Here is a 20,014-nt window from a genome sequence, read left to right on the forward strand (position 1 = left end):
GGTCACGGCAAAGGGACGACGGCGACCGGCGCTGGGCTGTGGTGGATGACCGCGTGGGCGACATGGCCGAGATGAGCGCCGAGGGGGACTTTCCGGTTCCGGCGTCCCACGACGACGAGTTGCGAGGTCTGTGACGCCTCGACCAGTTGGTACGCGGGCGAGCCCACCACCGCCGTGGCCGCCACGTCCACGCCCGCGTAGCGCTTTCGCCACGGTGCCACCAGGTCGTCCAGACCGCCGAGGAGGTGGTCGCCCAGCTCCTCGCCGATCCCGGAGTCCATGATCGCCGCGTAGCCGTACGAGGCGGGAAGCGTCCAGCTGTGCAGGAACCGCAGCGGCGTGTTCCTGCGGGCGGCTTCGTTGAACGAGAACGCGAGCAGGGCCTCGCACGGGTGGTGGGTGTCGACGCCGACCACGATCCCGCTTTCGGGAGACGTCGAGGTGCCCTCCGCGCGCACGAGGACGACCGGCCGACGCGCCGAGCCGACGACGGCCGGGGAGACCGAGCCGACGATGAAGCCCCGGACGCCCCCGAGTCCACGCGATCCGAGCACGGTCAGATCCGCCTCGTTCGCGGCGGCCGTCAGTTCCTCGGCCGCCCGGCCACGCGCACGCTCCGTGAGGATCTCGAGGCCGGGGTGGTCCTTCCGCAGGCGGTCCGCCTCGTCCCGCAGGAGACTCTCGCTCCGCTCGGCCATGGTGCGGGCGTACGCCAGGGGCAGCTCAGGGGTGTTCGGCCACTCCTCCACGTGCACCAGCCGGAGGGGCACTTCACGCAGCACCGCTGCCGTCGCCGCCCAGCCCACGGCGGCGAGGCTTTCCTTCGAGCCGTCCAGTCCGACGGTGACCTGAGCAGTCATGGCCTGCCTCCTCGGTCGTGTCCGCTCCGTTCTGCTCGTGGTCCGGACCGGAGAGGACATCCAGAATTCCAGGCTGGTGGTCCCGTGCCTCCCGACAGCAGGGCCGGGCAGGTCTCGATCGGGGCCGAACGGCCCATCCCGAGAATGCTCACCCTGGTGTCAGCGTGGTTGGTGTCGCCCCCCCTGGGACGTGCCCCGAGCGCCGGGCGTACCTCGGAGGAGGAAGCCATGACCAGCGAGATCCCCGCTCGACCGGAGCTCGGCAACGTCGTCGTGGGAGTCGACGGGTCCCCCTCCGGGCGCACGGCTGTTCTCTGGGCCGCTGCCGAGGCGGACCGCCGGGGGCGGCCTTTGCATCTCGTCCACGCCGCCGACACCGACCGCCGGGCTCTCTTCGCCCATGCGGAGACGATCCAGGCGGTACGCGAAGCGGGCCGCGACCTGCTGATCGAGACCGTGAGCACCGTCCAAGAGCGCTTTCCGGACCTCACCGTCACGAAGGAACTGAGCCGCCAGGAGCCGGTCGCCGGCCTCCGGGCGGCCGCCGGCCGCCGGGGCACGATCGTGGTGGGCAATCGGGGCCTCGGCGGATTCTCCGCACTCATGCTCGGCTCCGTGGGTCTGGGCGTGGCAGCCGGCGCCGAGGTGCCCGTGATCGTCGTCCGCGGTGACAGCGACCGTCCCGAGTCGGGCTCGGTGACGGCAGCCGTGCACGGCGCCTCGGATCTCGGATGGCTGCTGGTCGCGGCTGCCGAGGCGGACGCCCGCAAGGCGGTGTTGCGACTGGTGAGCGTCTGGAACGTGCTCACCCACGTCGGCAGCGTCGCGACCATGCTGGACGACCTCGACGAGATCGCGCGGCAGCGCCTGCACGAGATCAAGGCGCTCGCCGGCCGCGCGCGTGACTTCTATCCCGGGCTCATCGTCAGCCATCACGTCGAGACGGGCACGAGCACGCCCGGGACCCTGGTGGAGGCGAGTGCCCACACCGATCTGCTCGTGATGGGCAGAGAACACCGTGTTCTGGGCGCTGGTCCGTCCCTGGGGCGCGTCGCCCACGTCCTGCTCCACCACGCCCACTCTCCGGTGGAGATCGTCCCACCCGCCTTCGCCACCCGGGTCGAGGAGACGTGAGCGAAATACTGCTCGGCCTCGTACGGGAACTCCACGGCGGGCTGCGGACCGCGACGGAACCGGTGAACGGTGTGCCGGCCGTGCTCCACGACCCGGCGCACGCCGCACTCGTCGTCGTGGGCCCGCGCCGTCCGGGTCTGGGCTCCTTCCGCCCTCATCTCCCAAGAGGTCGTTCGAGGACACCCGGTCGAGCAACTCGCCTTGGTGTCCCAGCAGTCCCTCGCCCTGGTCGTCGGCCGCAGAGGCCGCGGCGGCTACTCCGGCATGAGGCTGGGTTCGACGGTCCACGGCCTGCTGCACCGCGCCATGTGTCCCGTGATCACCTGTCCCCCTCCCGCTGCGCGAGGGGCGGACAGGTGACCCGGCACGGGCCAACCGGCCCCGTTCCCGTACGACCGACCGGCCCCGGTCCGATGACCCGCTCGGCACTGGGGCGCTTCGGCCTCCGCGCGGGACGGTGGGGCGAGAGGACGACCCCGGTCCGTCCGCCGGTTCCCCGGAGAGGTGAGCACCATGCAGCGCATCCGGATCAGCCCCCGGCCCCGACAGCCCCGCAGGCCCAGTCCCCTCGATCTGCGCACCCCGTCCGGCCGACCGCTCCCGTACTGAGGACGCCCGAGACCACGGAGGATGTCATGGGACCGACTCAACGCGTCCTACCGTTCGATGAGCTGAGCCGCTCGGATGTCGGCCGGGTGGGAGGCAAGAACGCCTCGCTGGGAGAGATGACCAACCGGCTCGGCGCCGCGGGCGTACGCGTACCGCCGGGCTTCGCCACCACCGCCGAGGCGTACGAGGACCTTCTCGCCGGCCACGGACTGCGCGACTCCGTCGAGGAGCAGGTCGGCCGCCTGCACCAAGGGGCCCCGCTCGACGAGGTCGGGGCGGCCATCCGTTCGTTCTTCCTCGCGCAGCCACTGCCCGCGCCGCTGCGGGACGCCATCCTGACCGCGTACGAGCGGCTGGCCGAGGAGAGCGGCCGGGAGGCACCCGAGGTGGCCGTACGCAGCAGCGCGACGGCCGAGGACCTGCCCGAGGCCAGTTTCGCCGGACAGCAGGAGACCTATCTGAACGTACGAGGACCCGAGGCGCTCCTGGAGGCGTGCCGGCGCTGCTACGCCTCCCTGTTCACCGACCGGGCGATCGACTACCGCGAGCGGATGGGCTTCGACCACCTCGCCGTCGCCCTCTCCGTCGGCGTCCAGCTCATGGTCCGCTCCGACCTCGCCGGGGCCGGGGTCGCCTTCACCCTCGACCCGGAGAGCGGCTTCCCCGAGGTGATCGTGGTGAGCGCCGCCTGGGGTCTGGGCGAGACCGTCGTCAGCGGCCGGGTCGACCCCGACGAGTACACGGTGTTCAAACCGAGCATGAAGGACCCTGCACTGAACCCCGTGATCGATGTGCGGATCGGCACCAAGCGGCTGAAGACCGTGTACGCGGACACCGGGCTGACCCGCACGGTCGACACCCCCGACGCCGAGCGGAACCAACGGGTACTCGCCGACGCGGAGATCCGCGAGCTCGCCGCCTGGGCGGCCGCCATCGAAGGACATTACGGCTGCCCCATGGACCTCGAATGGGCCAAGGACGGCCTCACCGGCGAACTCTGGATCGTCCAGGCGCGCCCCGAGACCGTGCAGTCGCGCCGGCGGTCCACGACCCTGCGCCGCTGCCGGCTGACCGCCGTCCCCGGTGAAGCCCTGGTGGAGGGCATCGCGGTCGGCGAGTCGATCGGCCAGGGCCCCGTCGTCGCCCTCGACGCCCCTGTCGACCTCGACCGCTTCCCGAAGGGCGGGGTGCTCGTCACCCGCATCACCGACCCCGACTGGGAACCGGTCATGAAGAGGGCGTCGGCGATCGTCACCGACCACGGCGGACGCACCTCGCACGCCGCGATAGTCAGCCGCGAACTCGGCGTCCCCGCCGTCGTCGGCACCGGCACCGGCACCCAGGTTCTCCAGGAGGGCAGGCAGGTGACCGTCTCGTGTGCCGAGGGCGAGCGCGGGCGGGTTCACGAGGGCCTGCTGGCGTACGAGGAGATCCTGACCGACCTCGCGGAGCTGCCCGCCACGCGCACCCGGGTGATGCTCAACCTGGCCGACCCGTCTGCCGCGTTCCGCTGGTGGAGGCTCCCCGCCGACGGAGTGGGCCTCGCGCGTCTTGAGTTCATCGTCGCCCACCAGGTGAAGGTCCACCCGATGGCCCTGCTGCACCCGGAGCGGCTCGATCCGCATGACCGTCACGTGATCGACCGGCTCACCGAGGGGTACCTCGACCGCGGACAGTACTTCGTCGAGCGCCTGGCCCACGGGATCGCCCGGATCGCCGCTTCCCGCTGGCCGGCCCCCGTCGTCGTCCGGACCAGCGACTTCAAGACGAACGAGTACGCCAAGCTGCTCGGCGGCCGGCCCTTCGAACCGGACGAGGCCAATCCGATGATCGGCTGGCGCGGTGCGAGCCGCTACTACAGCGACGGCTACCGCGAGGGATTCGCCCTCGAATGCCGTGCGCTGCGCCTGGTCCGTGAGGGGATGGGACTGACGAACGTGGTCGTCATGATCCCCTTCTGCCGCACCCTCGGAGAGGCGGACCAGGTGCTCGCGGTGATGGCGCGGGAGGGACTCGTACGAGGTGAGAACGGCTTGCGCGTCTACGTCATGGCGGAGATACCGGCCAACATCATCCTCGCCCAGGACTTCGCGGAACGCTTCGACGGGTTCTCGATCGGCAGCAACGACCTCACCCAGCTCACCCTCGGCGTCGACCGCGACTCCGAGGCCCTCGCCCATGTCTTCGACGAGCGGGATCCCGCCGTCGTCCGCAGTATCCAGACCCTCGCCGCCCGAGCCCACGCGGCCGGCCGCCCTGTCGGACTGTGCGGGCAGCGGCCCAGCGACGATCCGGCGTTCACCGCCATCCTGGTCGACGCGGGCCTCGACTCCATCTCCGTGGCGCCGGACAGCTTCGCAGCCGTCAAACGGCACGTGGCCCGCGCGGAGGCGACGCTTGAAGGGGGCACCGGAGGAAGGGAGGAGTGACCATGCCCAGGAGGACACGGCACCGACTCGCCCGGGACGCCGGGCCGACGGCCAAGCCCGGTCGACCGGCGGCCACAGACACGCGCCGCGGTCACCCCGGGAAGCACCAGCCACCCGCAGAGGGAGTGGACCGGCTTCGCCTGCGCCCGGTGCACACCATCAGGGTGTCGACGCTCTTCCTCTGAAGAACGGCGCATCGGCCGGATCACGAGTGAGGGGGGCCTGAAAGGAGGCCGCGGCCATGACGACCGCAAGGGAGATCATGCACACCGGTGCGAGCTGCGTGCAGGAGAACGAAACCCTGATGGACGCAGCACGGCGCATGAGCGAACTGGATGTCGGCGCACTGCCCATCTGCGGGCCGGACAACCGGCTGCACGGCATCATCACCGACCGGGACATCGTGGTGAAGTGCCTCGCCAAGGGCAAGGACCCCCACCACATGACGGCCGGACTCCTCGCCCAGGGCAAGCCGATCACGGTCGACGTGGACGCCGACAGCGAGCAGGTGCTCCGCACGATGCAGGAGCACCGCGTCCGCCGCGTACCCGTGATCGACGACCACCGACTGGTCGGCATGATCAGCGAGGCGGACCTGGCCAGGCACCTGCCGGAGGAACGAGTGGGCCACTTCGTCGAGGAGATCTGCCGCTGAAAGCACCGGAACCGTGGCGCAGGGGGCCGGTCGGTCCCGGTGCGGCCCGTTCGGCCCCGTCGGGCAGCCCCCTTGGATGCTGCGCCACCTGACCTCGCGGGCGGACGATGGGGTTACGGAGTCGGACCGGCCCCGTAACCCGGTCCACGGCCCGTCCGTACCGACTCGGGTCCACGGCGACCGCCCTGGGCCCCGGGAACGAGGAGCAGAACAATGGCCGGAGGCAAGGTGGAACGCAGGCACAGCCTCTTCCCCGACTTCAACGACTGGTTCAACCGGGAGTTTCCGGGGCTGCCCGGGTGGCGACCCGCGACGGCCGCGCACTCCATCCCGGTAGAGGTGTCCAGCGGCGCCGACGGGTACGTGCTGCGGGCCGAACTGCCCGGAATGGACCCCGACGACGTCACCATCACCGTCGACGACAACCTGATCACGGTGAGTGCGGAACACAGCGAGAGCGAGGAGGACAAAGAGCACTCGGAGTTCCGCTACGGATCGTTCCGCCGGACCGTGCGTCTCCCGGCCACGATCCCGGCCGACGACGTCGAGGCGTCGTACGAGGACGGCATCCTCACCATCCGCGTCCCGATGCCCGAGCAGGAGACCGGCGCCGCACGCACCATCCCGGTGAAGCGAGGCGGCACCCCGCCCGAAGGCGCCACGTCGTGAACCCCTAGCGCGTCCCGGTCGCCTACGGCAGCAAGGCCAGCGCGACCGCCGGGATCGCCCGGAGATCGGCAACACGCTCCGGGACGACGGCTTCGACGCCGTCCTCCTGCCGGGCGGCGACTTCCGCAATCCGGAACGGATCCGGGCATGGACCCACCACACCGGAACGGAACCGGACACCACCCCCCCCGAGAGGTGTCGCGGTTCCTCATCCGGCCACACCCGACGGGAGGTGCGGCATGACTCACCAGGAGCCTTCGGGCAGTGGGTCCACGCCGTCCGTGGAAGGATCCCGCGGGCGTGCCGCCTTTGTCCTCGTCCTGATCATCGCCATGGTCTGCGGCGCCGTGGTCGGCGGAATGCTGTGGAACGCCGGAGCGAGGGCCGATCGTGAACTCGCCGCCCACCGTCATCGGGTGCAGGCGACCACCACAGGGCCGGCCAAGGAAACACCCGCCGCCGGGTACGGCACGAAGCCGCAGGCCCTCGCACCGGCGGCGTGGGAACAGCCGGAGCACGTCCGCCGCTCCGGGACGATCCATGTCCCGCCGAGGACGCCCCCGGGCCGCATCGTGACGATCTGGGTGGACGACGCAGGATCCCCCACCCGACCCCCGGGCAGCGCTGCGGACCGAGCATTCACCTCCCTCTCGGGCGGTATCGCGGCAGCGGGTGCCGTCGGGGTGGCGGGAGCCGGCGTGGTCTTCCTCGTACGGCGGCGGAGCGAAGGCCACCGGCTCGCGGCCTGGGAACGGGAGTGGGAGCAAGTGGAGCCTGTGTGGTCCGGCCGCCTGCACCGGGGCAGTGATGCCGGGGGCGACGATGACTGACCGCGCTGCCGGCCGAACCGCAGCGGGCCCGAGCACCGCCCCTGCCCCGGCGCTGCCCTTCGACCCCAGTGAGCCCCTGCCCAGGTTGCGCCGGGAACTGGCCACCGGTCCGGATGGGCTGTCCGCTCGCGAGGCGGCCCGCCGACTCGCCGTTCACGGACCGAACGAGGTACGGCGCAAGGCCCGCTCCTCCTTCGCGCGGGAGCTCGTCGGACAGTTGATCCACCCGCTGGCCCTTCTGCTGTGGGCCGCTGCCGCGCTGGCCTTCGTCGCGGACCTCGGGGTGCTCGGCTGGGCGATCCTGGCGGTCATCGCCGTCAACGCGGCCTTCGCGCTGCTTCAGGAACGGCAGGCCGAGCGGGCGGTGGAGACCCTCGCGCGGTATCTGCCCGAGCACGCCCTCGCCGTACGCGACGGCAGGCCCCTCACCGTGGAGGCGCGTGACCTGGTGCCGGGCGACGTGATCCTCCTGGAAGAGGGCGACAAGGTCCCCGCCGACGCGCGCGTCACCGAAGGCGGAGTGGAGGTCGATCTGTCGATGCTCACGGGGGAGTCCGTTCCCGCCGAACGCATGGCCGCGGCCGGACTCCTCGGCGCCCCGTTGCTGGAGGAGCCGAACCTCGTCTTCAGCGGGACGACCTGCGTCGAGGGACAGGCCCGGGCCACCGTGTTCGCCACCGGCGACCACACCGAGATCGGCCGGATCGCCGCCCTCAGCCAACGGACCCGGCGCGAGGCGAGCCCGTTGGAACGACAGGTCAAGAAGGTCGCCTGGCTCATCGCCGGCGTCGCCACCGGCATGGGAGCCCTGTTCCTCGTCGTCGGAGTGGCTGTCGGACTGCCGGTGACCGACTCCCTCATGTTCGCCATCGGGCTCCTCGTCGCCAACGTCCCCGAGGGACTGCTGCCGACCATCACGCTGGCCCTCGCCGTCGGGGTCCGCGCGCTGGCCCGCGAGGGCGCCCTGGTGAAACGACTCAGCGCCGTGGAGACGCTCGGCTCCACGAGCGTCATCTGCACGGACAAGACCGGCACGCTGACCCGCAACCGCATGCGTCTGAGGGCTCTCTGGACCGCGGAGCACGGAGCCGAACCCGGCCCCTGGGCGCAGGAGCTGGTGCGGGCGAGCGCGCTGTGCACCACCGTCACCCTCGAGGAGGAGGGCGAGCTGCACGGCGATCCGACCGAGGCCGCCCTCGTCACCGGGGCCGCCGACCACGGGGCTCCGGTGGATCTCACCCGGCGCGACGCGGGACGGCGCAGACTGTTCCGCTTCGATCCGCGGCTGCGGCTGATGTCGGTCGTGCAGGACGACGAGGCGACGGGTCGCCTGCGGATCGTCGCCAAGGGAGCGCCTGAAGCGATCCTGGCCCGCGTCCTTCCCGGCTCGGCCACAGACGCGGCCCGCTCCGCGGCGGAGGAGCTGGCCCAGGGCGGCATGAGGGTCCTCGCCGTCGCCGCGCGGGACCTGCCGGCGGGCGCGGATCCGCCATCGCACCGCCAGGACGCCGAATCGGAACTGGGACTGCTCGGTCTGGTCGGGCTGTACGACCCGCCGCGCCCCGAGGTGGCGGAGGCCGTCCGCCGCTGCCACGAGGCCGGGATGCGCGTGCACATCGTGACGGGGGACAGCGGAGCCACCGCCGCGGCGGTGGCCCGGGAGGTGGGCATCGGAGTGCCCGGCCTGCACGTGGTCGCGGCCTCCGAGTCGCTGCGCGACGACGAACTCGACCGGCTCCTCGTGGAGGGCGACGCCGAGGTCGTCTTCGCCCGCTCCTCGCCCGAGACGAAACTCAAGGTGGCCGACACCCTGCGGGCGCACGGCCGGATCGTCGCCATGACGGGTGACGGGGTCAACGACGCCCCCGCGCTGCACCGCGCCCACATCGGGGTGGCCATGGGACGCTCCGGCACCGACGTGGCCCGCGAGGCCGCCACCATGGTCCTCACCGACGACGACTTCGCCACCATCGTGACCGCGGTCGAATCCGGGCGCCGCGTCTACGACAACGTCCGCAAGTTCATCGTCTACATCTTCGCCCACGCCACCCCGGAGATCGTGCCCTTCCTCGTCTTCGCGCTCTCCGCCGGCGCCGTCCCGCTTCCCCTCACCGTCCTGCAGATCCTCGCCATCGACCTCGGCACCGAGACCCTGCCCGCCCTCGCCCTCGGCCGGGAACGCTCCGAGCCGGGCATCATGCAGCGGCCGCCCCGGCCGCGGCACCAGGGCGTGATCTCCCGCGACATGCTCGTCCGCAGCTGGGGCTACCTGGGCCTGGTGTCGGCGGCCCTCGTCATGGCCGGCTTCTTCTACGTGCTCTGGCGCGCGGGCTGGCAGCCGGGCGATCCCACGGGCACGGGCAGCCCCCTGCACCACGCTTACGTGACGGCCACGACGGCCACCTTCGCCGGCATCGTCACCTGCCAGGTGGGCACCGCCTTCGCTGCCCGCACCGACCACGCCGCGCTGCGGGACATCGGGGTGTCCTCGAACCCGCTGCTCCTCGCCGGCATCGCCTTCGAGCTCGCGTTCACCGCAGCGCTCGTCTACGCGCCACCGCTCCAGCACCTCTTCGGCACGGCAGCCCTCCCCCTGGACGTCATCCTGCTCATCGCGACGTTTCCGGTCCTGGTGTGGGGCACGGACGAGCTCCGGCGCGCCAGGCGGCGCCGTCAGCGCACGGCACCCACGGCCGGCTCGTGACCACCCTGGTCGAGGCGGAAGGGCGGGTAGGCGTCCGTCATGAGGCTCGCGTAGGCGGCGACGCGCAGGACCCAGCGGTTCAGGCCGACGATCAGGGCGAACAGGTCGCGCGGATACCGGTCGGTGAAGGCCACGGCGAAGCCCGCGATGAGCGTGAGGAGCGTGATCAGGCCGCCGCTCCACCAGTGCACCTCCATCCCGCCGGTGAAGAAGGCGATCACCAGATAGTGCGGGATGGCGAGCAGCCACCACTTGACCAGCACCTGCGAGCGGGAGAGCCGCTCCGGGTAGGCGATGTCGAGCCGGGCGGGGTAGTCGGATTCGGGGCCCAGGCTGAAGGGCGGGTAGCGGTCGGTGCCGAGGGCACCGTACGAGTAGTACGACACGCGCCAGGACCAGCGGAGGACGCCGAGGTTGAAGTCGAACAAGCCCCGGGGGAAGCGCTCGGTGAACAGGATGGCGAAGAACGCGATCACCGTCACGACGAAGAAGGCGATCCAGAGGAAGAACAGCACGATCCAGTGGGGGATCACCAGGATCCATTTCACCAGCCACAGCCAGCGGGACAGTCGGCTGTCGAGTTCGGCCGTCACCGTCACGGGAGCGTACGAGGCGCTCAGGCCGTCCATGATCGTCACGTCCTCATCAGGTCGTCGTCTTCGTACGTGAGCCGGTCGACGACCCCCACGACACCGTCGACGCTGTTGCAGAGCCGGAGAAGCACCGGAACGAGGCTGCGGCGGCGGACCGTGCCGCTGAGGGTGACCTTGCCGTCCGTGACCTCCACCGAGAGGGCTGACGGGCTCAGCCCCAGGGTGTGGGTGATCACGTCCTCGACGATCTCCTCCTGGATCGCCCGGTCCCTGCGCAGGAACAGCTGGACGAGGTCGCTGCGGCTGAGCACGCCGACGAGCTGCCCGTCGTCGTCCACCACGGGCAGGCGCTTGACGCCGGCCCGGTCCATCACACGCGCGGCGCGCACCACACTCCACTCGGGTCGGGCGACGACGGCGGGACTCGACATGAGCGCGCCCGCGGTGTCGAGCCCGGCCCCGGCGGTACGGCGGCGTACCAGGTCCGCCTCCGAGACCACACCCAGCGGCCGGTTCGCCCCGTCCACCACGCACACCGCGGTGATGTCGAACTCGTCCAGAAGCCGCGCGATCTCCTTGAACGTCGTGTTCGGCACGACGCTGACCACGGTGGGCGTCATCAGGTCCGCGACGCTGCGGTGCCTCATCGCTCGTCACCTTCTCGCGCGTTCGAAAGGCGGCCCCGTCTCTCAGGATGGGCCGCTCGCTTCGGCTCGGGGAGGGCCGTACGGCCCAAGGAGGCGTCCGTGTCCGTCGTCCGCGGCGCAGGCCGCGAAGACCCGCTCGGGTCCCTGGGAGCCGGAGGACCTGATCGCGGTCTGGACGCCGGCGGTGGGCCTCCGTCCAGGTGCCCACCGGGTCGGTGTGGACCCCGTGGCCGCCCCACCAGCCGGCCGAGGCCGATGAAGTAGGCGCCGAGGGCGATGACAGTGCTGAGCACGATCGGGGTGCGCAGGGCGATCCGCAGGAAGTGCAGGAGGCGGTCCAGGTAGTAGCAGCGGGCGATGACCAGGCCGATGGCGACCTTGACCCGGCCCACGGTGGCGCCGACGTCGAGGGTGACGGTGCCCTCCGAGACGCCGATCGCTCCGCGACCCTTGCCGGTCGGAACGCGTACCACCGCCGTGCGGGCGGACCGGTCGGCGGTCACCCACACCTTCTCGAACCGGTCGCTCTCGGCGGAGCGGGTCACCACGTTGTCCGCGGCCGAGCCTGGCCAGGTTCCCGGCCGCTTGGACGAGCGAACCGACCGGCAGGAGCGTGTTGCCCAGGACGAGGAGTCTGGTGGCGGGGCCCGGCTCGGCCCGCAGCACGTCGGCCGGCTCTTCAGCGGACCAAGTCCCCTGGAGCGCAAGGTATTTCGGCTACTCCTTGACGCTTTGCTGACGTATCCTTGATGCCTGGTGTGCCGGGAAGTCTGGTCGGCGGCCGAGTACGCATGGGCTCGTCCATGCGACCGGCTCTTGCTCGAAGGACTTTTCTCGTGACCGCCATACAGCAGCCCGCCGCGCCTGCCGCAGCGCAGGTACCCACCGGGCGGCGCGCACCGCGCAGGTCTGTCCTGTTCTTCGCGTTCGCGTTCGCCGTCATCGCCGACCCCGTCTCGTCGGTCGCCTACGCCATCGAGGCCGCCCTGCGGGCCCTCCACGGCGATCTCGCGCTGCTCCTGTCCACGATGAGCCTGGTCGTGGGGCTGGTCGTGGTGGTGACCGCGAACTACTGGCAGCTGGTCCGCCGGTTCCCCAAGGGCGGGGGAGCGGCCGCGGCGGCCGGGCGGGCCTTCGGGCCGCGCTGGACCTTCGTGCCCATCGGCGCGCTCGTCGTCGACTTCGTCCTGACCATCGGGATCTCCATCGCGGCCGCCGCGAGCGCCGTGATCGCGCTCTTCCCCGCCATGAGCGCCTGGCGGATCCCGCTCGCCCTGCTCCTGCTCCTTGCGGTGGCGGGACTGACCTGGTTCGGGCACGGAGGGCGGCTGCTGTTCGCGGTGATGACGGTGTTGTTCGTGCTGGTTGCCGTCGCGGTCCTCGTCCAGGGCTTCGTATCGCCGCACGGGGCCGGTACGGCGCCCGCGTCGACCGACCCGGGGCGATCGGCGGCCCTCGCCGTGGTCCTGGCCTTCCCGGTGGCCATGGCCCTGGCCACCGGCGTCGAGGCGCCCTCCACCGCGATCGCCCAGCTCGGCCAGCTCGACGACACCCGCCGCCGCCGCTTCGGCCGCGGCACCCTCGCCCTGCTCCTCGTCATCGTCGGCGGCCTGACCCTGGCGCTGACCGCCCTAGCCGTCCAGCTGCGCATCGGCATCCCCGGGGAGGACTCCACCCAGATCGCCGACATCGCCCATGCCGCGACCGGATCCGGCTGGCTCTACGGGGCCTTCCAGCTCACCAGCTCCCTGCTGCTCCTTGCAGCAGCCAGCTCCTCCTTCCAGGCCGGGCCCGGCCTGCTCAAGGCGCTCGCGGGTACGGCGGACCGGCCCGGAGTGCTGCCCGCCGTACTCGGCCGCACCAACCGGCACCACACCCCGTACTGGTCCGTCGTGGTCTACCTGGCCGCTGCCGCGGTGATCATCGTGGCGGCCGCCGGTGAGGAGCAGGAGCTCGTCCTCTTCTACGCGGTGGCCGTCTTCGTCAGCTTCCTCGTCGGCCTGCTGGCCATGACCCGCTTCGCCCGTGCCGAGCGCAAGCCGGTCCTCGCCTGGCTCAACGGCACCGCCGCCGCGGCAGTGGCCTTCACCCTGGTCGTGAACCTGCTGCGCGGCTGGCCTGTCCTGTCCCTCGTCGCGACCATGCTCGTCGCCGGGGCGTTCTACGTCCGTTGGGCACGTGCGGGCCGCCCGTCCGGCATCGAGGACGTAGAGGCGCGCGCCGAAGCGGACTGACCTGCCGGCCGCACGGGCATGCGAGGCCGGATCTCACGGGGATCGTCGATCCACGCGGCGATGCGGCGGGACTCCTCGCTCACGGATCTCCTTGAGGGCTGGGCCACCTGGTCGCAGGAGCGAGGTGCGGCGGTGCCGATCGAGACGGACAGGCACGGAGAGGCTCGCGCGCCTCGCGTACCGCCACGAATGTGGCATTGGCATGCATGCGACAGCGATCGGGTCGAACCCTCTGGACCTGCTTCCCTTCGGTCTCCAGCCGATGAGGAGGCAGGCGATCCGGTGTGCCGGGGGCCCAGCCACGGGTGTGGCGGAGAGCGTGTGCCCGGGACGGCTCCCACGCGCTACGTCCGGCCCCGGGCGGTGAGCTCGCACCGTACGTCCACCACGCCTTCGACAGCCCGTGCAAGGCGTTCGGCGAGGGGGATGCGCGTGCTGTCGCGGACCTCGCCGGAAAGGGTCACGACGCCGCCGTCGACACGGACGGCGACCTGGTGGCGGGAAAGGGGGAACAGGTGCTCCACGACATCGCGGCGGACCTCGGCGGCGAGGTCCTCGTCCGGACGCAGGAAGACCTTGAGCAGGTCGGAGCGGCTCACGATGCCCTGGATCGCGCCGTGCCCGTCGACGACCGGCAGCCGCTTGACGCGGTGGGCGGCCATGAGGCGGGCGGCCTGCGGCAGGGACGCGTCGGGGGCGACGGTGACGGCGGGCGAGGTCATCAGGTCCTCGGCCCGGCTGGAGCCGGCTTTGGCCGTCGCCTCGGGTCGTCGCATCTGTTCGACGAGGCCGAGGCGGTGTTCATGGAACTCCTCCTTGAGGAGCAGGTCCGCCTCGGAGACGACTCCGACGACTCGGCCCTCGCCCTCGACGACGGGGACGGCGGTCACCTTCCAGCGCTGCATGGTGGTGACGATCTCTTTGAAGTCGGCGCCGGGCAGGACGGCGACGACCTTCTTGGTCATCACGTCGGCGACGGTGAACGGCCGGCTGGTCATGGCTCTCTCCTCACCGGGCGTATGCGAGGGCTTCCGCGCCCGCATGCGGCGTGACGTCGTCGATGAGACGGCTGCGGGTCGAAAGGAGCCGCCGCGCCATGGTCGCGGCGACACACGCGAACACGGCCTCACCGACGGACGGGTCCTCCGCGCAGAGCTCCCGCACGGCCGGGGCATCGAATTCAAGGGCGCGGACCTCCGTGACCGCCGTGGCGCCGAGGTGCCAGTGGTAGGGCGGCATGATCCAGGAGCAGCCGAGCAGGGCGCCGCCCACGAGCGTGTCCACGACGGCGTTGCGGTGCCCGGGGACATGGGTGTCGAGGTCGACCCTGCCGGTTTCGATGATCCAGAACCGGTCGGCGCGCTGCCGCTCGTGGAAGAGGCGCGTCCCGGCGGCGAAGCGGACCGGGTGGGAGTGTTCCAGGAGCCGGTCACGTGCCTCGGGGGAGAGCTCGTCCAGCAGCGTCCGCGTGGTGGTCATGGTGTCCTCCAGCCCTTTCCTCACAGACTCGCCCCGGGCGGGCGGTGCCGGGGAGGGCCGCGCAGGTCATACCCGGGGGACCGAAGGGCCCGGGTCAGCGGACCAGGACGGCCTCGCCGGAGCGGGGCACGACGGCCGTCCAGCCCAGCTCGTGGTCGACGCGGTCGCGCAGCGCCTCGGAGGCGGCCGGTTCGCCGTGCACGAGGTAGGTGGTGTGCGGGGGCGGGGCGCCGCGCAGCCAGTCGAGGATCTGGCCGGCGTCGGCGTGGGCCGAGAAGTGCGGTACGTCGGCGACCTCGGCCCGTACCGGCACGTACTCGCCGAACATCTTCAGCGTCCGCGCCCCGTCCACCAGGTCGCGCGCCCGGGTGCCGGCGGCGGCGAAACCGACGATGACGACCGCGTTGCGGGAGTCGGGGAGCAGCCGGTGCAGGTGGTGCAGGACGCGGCCGCCGGTGGCCATGCCGGCCGAGGAGACGATGACGGCGGGGCCGTGCGCGCTGTTGATGTCGATGGATTCCTGGACCGTGCGGGCGGCGAGGAACGGTTCGGGGCTCAGTGCGGCCTCTCCCTCGGCGAGGATCTCCGGCCGCAGCTCGGCCGAGCGCTCGCGCACGGCGTCCCGGTACACGTCGAGGGCGGCCAGGGCCATGGGGCTGTCCACGTACACGGGGACCGACCGGGGCAGGATGCCAGAGTCGCGCAGTCGGCCCAGTTCGTGCAGGACGACCTCGGTGCGGTCGATCGCGAAGGCCGGGATGACGACGGTGCCACCCCGAGCGAGGGCGCGGGCGATGACCGAGGCGAACTCCGAGCGGGCGGACTCCTGGTCGTGGCGCCTGTCGCCGTACGTCGACTCCACGAGCAGCACGTCGGCGCCGGAGAACGGCTCGGGCGGCAGCAGCAGCGGGTGTCCGGGGCGCCCCAGGTCTCCGGAGACGGCCAGGGCGTGGCCGTCCTCCAGGGTGAGGTGCGCCCAGGCCGACCCGAGGATGTGCCCGCCGTGGTGCAGCGTCAGCCGGCTGCCGGCCATGATCTCGACGTCCTCGTCGACCGCGACGGGATCGAAGAACGCCAGCGTCTTCTCGACGTCGGAGTCGTCGTACAGCGGCTTGGCCGGGCGGTGCTTGGACCAGCCGTGCTCGTCGGCGTGCCGGGCGGCCTCCATCTGGAGGCGGGCACTGTCGCGCAGCACGATCCCGGCGAGCCGGGCGGTGTGGGCGCTGGTGAGGATCGGTCCACGAAAACCCTGCCGGACCAGGCGTGGCAGGTAGCCGCAGTGGTCCAGGTGGGCATGGGTGACGACCACGGCGTCGATGTCGGCTGCGTCGCGGGCGAACCGCTCCCAGTTGCGACGCCGCAAGGTCGCGAAACCCTGGAAGAGACCGCAGTCGAGGAGGATCCGCGCATGGTCGCTCTCGACCAGGAACTTGCTGCCGGTGACGGTTCCCACGCCGCCCAGGAAGCTGAGCAGTGCCGGGCGCGGGGTGCTGGGAGCGGGATTCGGGGCTGCTTCGGACATGGCCAGCCCTCCTTCGGTGGGGGCCGGTCTCCACCCTCGCATCCGGCCGAGCCGGTCCAGAGGGTCCGAGCGGGCCTCTTTCGGGGGCCGACCGGCTCATGCGCCGCAGGGGGGCTCCGCGGAGCCTGGTGCCGAGGACCGCAGCGACGCGCGACAGGAAGTGGGTGGACGCCGTGAAGGCACTCGTCTTCCAGGGACCGGGCCGTATGGACCGGCAGGATGTGCCCGACCCGGTCATCGAGGAGCCTGGCGACGCGATCGTGCGGGTCGACGTGGTCACCATCTGCGGCACGGCCGGTGGGCGGTCGCCGTCGGCAGACCTGGTCACCCACCGGTTCGAGACGGGAGAGATGGAGGAGGCGTACGAGGTCTTCGACAACGCGGCCGAGACCGGCGCCCTCGAAGTCGCCCTGGGCGGCCCGCAGCGCACGGCTGTGAGCCTCCCTGACACGCCGGTGGCCTGATGAATGGCCGAGGCCCGGGTTCTCGGCCGCCGGACGGTGTCGTCCTCGACACCGACGGCGTACTGCTCGACTCCGCCGTCGTCCACGCGGCGGCGTGGAAGATCGCGTTCGACGCCTGCCTCGACCAGCTCGCGCCCGACAGCGGGACGCAGCCGCCCTTCGACGCGGACGCCGAGTACCGCCGGCTCGTCGACGGCAGGTCCCGGTACGACGGCGCCGCGGCCTTCCTCACCGCCCGCGGCCTCCGCCTCCCGGTGGGAGAGCCGCACGACGCGCCCGGCTGCGGCACTGTCTGGGGCGTCGCGGCACACAAGGAACAGGTGTTCGTCGATCTGCTCCGTACGGAAGGCGTCACCGCCTTCGCCGACGCCCGGCCGGCCCTCGCGGCCCTGCGCACGGCGGGCGTCCCGTGCGCCGCTGTGTCGGCCTCCCGGCACGCCCGGCAACTGATCCGTGCCGCGGGACTCGACGGTCTCCTCGCCGTGATCGTCGACGGCGAGGACGCCGCGCGGCTCGGCCTCGCCGGCAAGCCGGATCCCGCGATCTTCCTGCAGGCGGCGGCCCTCCTCGGCAGCCGTCCGCAGGAGACCGCGGTCGTCGAGGACGCACTCGCCGGGGTCGTGGCGGCGCGTCGCGGCGGTTTCGGTCTCGTCGTCGGTGTCGACCGCACCTCGTTGCGGCGTACCGCCGCCCTCCTGCGTGAGCAGGGTGCCGACCTGGTGGTTCCCGATCTGACGACGTTGGTCCGGAGCGTGTGGGGTGAGCGCGGATGACCGCCAGCTGGACGTGGAGTTACGACCGGTACGAGCCGGAACGCGAGCGGCTGGTGGAAGCGCTCTGCACCCTCGGCAACGGCCGGTTCGCGACCCGGGGCTCCGCTCCCGAGTGCACCGCCGGGACCACGCACTACCCGGGCACCTACCTGGCCGGCTGCTACGACCGGCTCACCTCGGTCGTCGCGGGCGAGCAGGTCGAGAACGAGGACCTGGTCAACCTTCCGAACTGGACGCTCCTGCGCTACCGCTGCTTGCCGGACGACGGTCCGGCCGGCGACTGGCTGACGCCCGACGCCGGGGAACTGCGCCACTACGACGTGCACCTCGACCTGCGCGCGGGTGTGCTCACCCGGCGCCTGTTCTTCGAGGACGCCCGCGGTCGGGGCCTGCGCGTCAGCCACATCCGCGTGGTGCACATGGGAGATCCCGGGCTCGCGGCCCAGTGCACCCTGTTCCGCGCCTACGGCTGGAGCGGCTCGATCGAGGTCCAGTCCGTCCTCGACGGCGCCGTCACCAATGCCGGGGTCGAGCGCTACCGGAACCTCGACGGACGTCATCTCACGGACCACCGGACCGGATTCGCATCCGACGGCGTCGCCTGGATCTCCTGCCGCACGACCGACCCGGGCATCAGGATCGCCATGGCCGTGCGCACGGTCACCCGCCCCGCGCAGCCCGCGCGGGAGGCGGCCACGCCGGCCGGCACCGTACAGACGTATCACCTGCCGGTCGTTCCCCGCCGCTCGGCGATGGTCGTGAAGACTCTCGCGATGCACACCTCGATGGACCGGCCCGCCGTCGCCCCGCTCTCCGCGGCCGTCGACGCGCTCGCTCGTGCTCCGGCCTTCCCCCGGCTGCTCTCGTCGCACAAGGCGGCCTGGCAACGCGTCTGGGAGCAGGGCGAGTTGCACGTGCCCGGAGAGGCGGGCCGCATCCTCCGGCTGCATGTCTTCCATCTGTTGCAGACGCTCTCCCCGCACACGGCGGACCTGGACGTGGGCGTGCCCGCGCGCGGCCTGCACGGTGAGGCGTACCGGGGGCACGTGTTCTGGGACGAGCTCTTCGTCCTGCCCTACCTCGACCTGCACTTCCCCGAGGTGGCCCGAGCGCTGCTCATGTACCGGCACCGTCGACTGCCGGCAGCGCGCGAGGCCGCCCGTCTCGTCGGTCGACAAGGGGCCATGTACCCATGGCAGAGCGCGAGTTCGGGGCGGGAGGAGACCCAGGCCCTGCACCTCAACCCGCGCTCGGGACGCTGGCTGGCCGACCACTCCCGACTCCAGCACCATGTGGGCTCCGCCGTCGCCTACAACGTCTGGCGGTACGCGCAGGCCACCGGAGACCGCGGTTTCCTCCACTCTGCCGGGGCGGAGATCCTCCTCGAGGTCGCCCGCTACTGGTCCGGGGCCGCTGACTTCGACCCCGCCCTGCGGCGCTACCGCATCCGCGGGGTCGTGGGACCCGACGAGTACCACGACGCCTATCCCGGTGCCGTGGCCCCGGGCATCGACGACAACGCCTACACCAACGCGACCGCCGCCTGGGTGCTCGCCCGCGGCCTCGACCTGCTCGGCGAACTGCCCGGGGCCCGCCGCTCGGAGCTCTCGGAGCAACTGTCGCTGGACGCAGGCGAACTCGCCCGCTGGGAGGACGTCTCCCGCCGCTTGTATGTGCCGTTCCACCAGGGTGTGGTGAGCCAGTTCGAGGGATACGGAGACCTCGCGGAGCTCGACTGGGAGGCGTACCAGGCCCGTTACGGTGACATCCGCCGCCTCGATCGGATCCTCGAAGCCGAGGGCGACACGGTCAACCGCTACCAGGCGTCGAAGCAGGCCGACACCCTCATGCTCGGCTACCTCTTCCGGCCCGAGGAGCTGTACGGCCTGTTCGACCGGCTCGGCTACCCGCTGGACGACGGGGTGTGGCGGGCGACCGTCGCGTACTACCTGCGGCGCACCAGCCACGGCTCGACGCTCAGCAGCCTCGTCCACGGCTGGGTCCTGGCCCGGCAGAAAGGTGCCGACGCCTGGCGGTACTGCGAGGAGGCCCTCCTCGCCGACGTGGCCGACGTGCAGGGCGGCACGACCGGTGAGGGCGTCCACCTCGGCGCGATGGCCGGCACGATCGACCTCGTCGAGCGTGGCATCACCGGCCTGGAAACCGGACCGGAAGGGCTTCGGGTGGCCCCGGTGCCGCTGGCGGAGATCCCCAGGTTCGCCTTCACCCTGTGCGTCGGCCGCCATCGAGGAGTGCGCCTGCGGATGCTTCCCGGTCGCCTGGCCGTCCGGGTACCCGCCTCGTCCGCGGGCCCGCTCGCCGTCTTCCTCCCGGGCGACCGGAGGGTCACCGTCGCACCCGGACAGGAGCGTTGGTTCCGGCTGTGAGGAGCGGATCCGTCCGTGCGAGGCG

The 20,014-nt window shown here is 71.8% G+C and carries 16 protein-coding genes and 2 pseudogenes; 11 read left to right on the top strand and 7 right to left on the bottom strand.

The genetic code is table 11. The annotated features are described in order from the left end of the window. Positions 1-2 precede the first annotated feature (2 nt). Positions 3-860, bottom strand: coding sequence for a universal stress protein (locus ACH4TP_RS29355; protein ID WP_398439578.1), 858 nt, complete (start codon positions 858-860; stop codon positions 3-5). Between the two features lie 228 nt (positions 861-1,088). Between ACH4TP_RS29355 and ACH4TP_RS29360 the strand changes: the two genes are divergently transcribed. The 7 genes and pseudogenes from ACH4TP_RS29360 (at position 1,089) to ACH4TP_RS29390 (ending at position 9,890) form a co-directional block, all read left to right on the top strand. Further along, complete coding sequence (locus ACH4TP_RS29360) at positions 1,089-1,994, top strand: universal stress protein (RefSeq protein ID WP_398183238.1); 906 nt, start codon at positions 1,089-1,091, stop codon at positions 1,992-1,994. A gap of 165 nt (positions 1,995-2,159) precedes the next feature. Then, positions 2,160-2,354 (top strand): annotated as a pseudogene (locus tag ACH4TP_RS29365) (universal stress protein); the annotation flags it as partial. 275 nt (positions 2,355-2,629) lie between these two features. Continuing rightward, entirely contained in the window at positions 2,630-5,032 is a 2,403-nt protein-coding gene (ppsA, locus tag ACH4TP_RS29370; RefSeq protein WP_398439579.1) for a phosphoenolpyruvate synthase, read from the top strand. A gap of 241 nt (positions 5,033-5,273) precedes the next feature. Continuing rightward, positions 5,274-5,687, top strand: a complete 414-nt coding sequence (locus ACH4TP_RS29375; protein ID WP_384664605.1) for a CBS domain-containing protein — start codon at positions 5,274-5,276, stop codon at positions 5,685-5,687. 213 nt (positions 5,688-5,900) lie between these two features. Next, positions 5,901-6,356 carry an Hsp20/alpha crystallin family protein gene (locus ACH4TP_RS29380; RefSeq protein WP_398439580.1) on the top strand — a complete coding sequence of 152 codons (456 nt, stop codon included), beginning with the start codon at positions 5,901-5,903 and terminating at the stop codon, positions 6,354-6,356. A gap of 281 nt (positions 6,357-6,637) precedes the next feature. Beyond that, on the top strand, positions 6,638-7,186 hold the full coding sequence (locus ACH4TP_RS29385; protein WP_398439581.1) for a hypothetical protein: 549 nt from the start codon (positions 6,638-6,640) through the stop codon (positions 7,184-7,186). Then, complete coding sequence (locus tag ACH4TP_RS29390) at positions 7,179-9,890, top strand: cation-translocating P-type ATPase (RefSeq protein ID WP_398439582.1); 2,712 nt, start codon at positions 7,179-7,181, stop codon at positions 9,888-9,890. Before ACH4TP_RS29385 ends, ACH4TP_RS29390 begins: the two co-directional genes overlap by 8 nt. Here the strand turns inward: ACH4TP_RS29390 and ACH4TP_RS29395 are convergent. Genes ACH4TP_RS29395 through ACH4TP_RS29405 form a run of 3 tightly spaced genes read right to left on the bottom strand, consistent with a single transcriptional unit; the run spans position 9,860 to position 11,675 of the window. After that, positions 9,860-10,519: a DUF4389 domain-containing protein gene (locus tag ACH4TP_RS29395; RefSeq protein WP_398183227.1), complete on the bottom strand. Its 660-nt coding sequence runs from the start codon at positions 10,517-10,519 to the stop codon at positions 9,860-9,862. The genes ACH4TP_RS29390 and ACH4TP_RS29395 overlap by 31 nt on opposite strands. Before the next feature lie 5 nt (positions 10,520-10,524). After that, positions 10,525-11,130 carry a CBS domain-containing protein gene (locus tag ACH4TP_RS29400; protein WP_398439583.1) on the bottom strand — a complete coding sequence of 202 codons (606 nt, stop codon included), beginning with the start codon at positions 11,128-11,130 and terminating at the stop codon, positions 10,525-10,527. Continuing rightward, positions 11,127-11,675 (bottom strand): hypothetical protein, encoded by a 549-nt coding sequence (locus ACH4TP_RS29405; protein WP_398439584.1) that lies wholly within the window; start codon positions 11,673-11,675, stop codon positions 11,127-11,129. The genes ACH4TP_RS29400 and ACH4TP_RS29405 overlap by 4 nt, the downstream gene beginning before the upstream one ends. Positions 11,676-11,966: 291 nt before the next feature. On the opposite strand from ACH4TP_RS29405, the gene ACH4TP_RS29410 reads away from it, so the two are divergent. After that, on the top strand, positions 11,967-13,364 hold the full coding sequence (locus ACH4TP_RS29410) for an amino acid permease (protein WP_398439585.1): 1,398 nt from the start codon (positions 11,967-11,969) through the stop codon (positions 13,362-13,364). 344 nt (positions 13,365-13,708) lie between these two features. On the opposite strand, the gene ACH4TP_RS29415 is transcribed toward ACH4TP_RS29410, so the two are convergent. The 3 genes from ACH4TP_RS29415 to ACH4TP_RS29425 all read right to left on the bottom strand — a co-directional run bounded on the left by ACH4TP_RS29415 (position 13,709) and on the right by ACH4TP_RS29425 (position 16,365). Then, positions 13,709-14,362, bottom strand: a complete 654-nt coding sequence (locus ACH4TP_RS29415) for a CBS domain-containing protein (protein ID WP_398439586.1) — start codon at positions 14,360-14,362, stop codon at positions 13,709-13,711. A 10-nt stretch (positions 14,363-14,372) separates the two neighbouring features. Further along, entirely contained in the window at positions 14,373-14,843 is a 471-nt protein-coding gene (locus ACH4TP_RS29420; protein WP_398183219.1) for a Crp/Fnr family transcriptional regulator, read from the bottom strand. Positions 14,844-14,937: 94 nt separating this feature from the next. Further along, positions 14,938-16,365: an MBL fold metallo-hydrolase RNA specificity domain-containing protein gene (locus tag ACH4TP_RS29425; RefSeq protein ID WP_398439587.1), complete on the bottom strand. Its 1,428-nt coding sequence runs from the start codon at positions 16,363-16,365 to the stop codon at positions 14,938-14,940. 173 nt (positions 16,366-16,538) lie between these two features. Here ACH4TP_RS29425 and ACH4TP_RS29430 point away from each other — a divergent pair. The 3 genes and pseudogenes from ACH4TP_RS29430 to ACH4TP_RS29440 all read left to right on the top strand — a co-directional run. Then, a pseudogene (locus ACH4TP_RS29430) lies at positions 16,539-16,658 on the top strand (alcohol dehydrogenase); the annotation flags it as partial. Between the two features lie 170 nt (positions 16,659-16,828). Beyond that, positions 16,829-17,602, top strand: coding sequence for an HAD family hydrolase (locus ACH4TP_RS29435; RefSeq protein ID WP_398439588.1), 774 nt, complete (start codon positions 16,829-16,831; stop codon positions 17,600-17,602). Next, on the top strand, positions 17,599-19,989 hold the full coding sequence (locus ACH4TP_RS29440) for a glycoside hydrolase family 65 protein (protein ID WP_398439589.1): 2,391 nt from the start codon (positions 17,599-17,601) through the stop codon (positions 19,987-19,989). The genes ACH4TP_RS29435 and ACH4TP_RS29440 overlap by 4 nt, the downstream gene beginning before the upstream one ends. Positions 19,990-20,014: the final 25 nt, after the last annotated feature.

The sequence above is a fragment of the Streptomyces sp. NPDC021012 genome (genome assembly GCF_044333355.1).
Classification (GTDB): domain Bacteria; phylum Actinomycetota; class Actinomycetes; order Streptomycetales; family Streptomycetaceae; genus Streptomyces.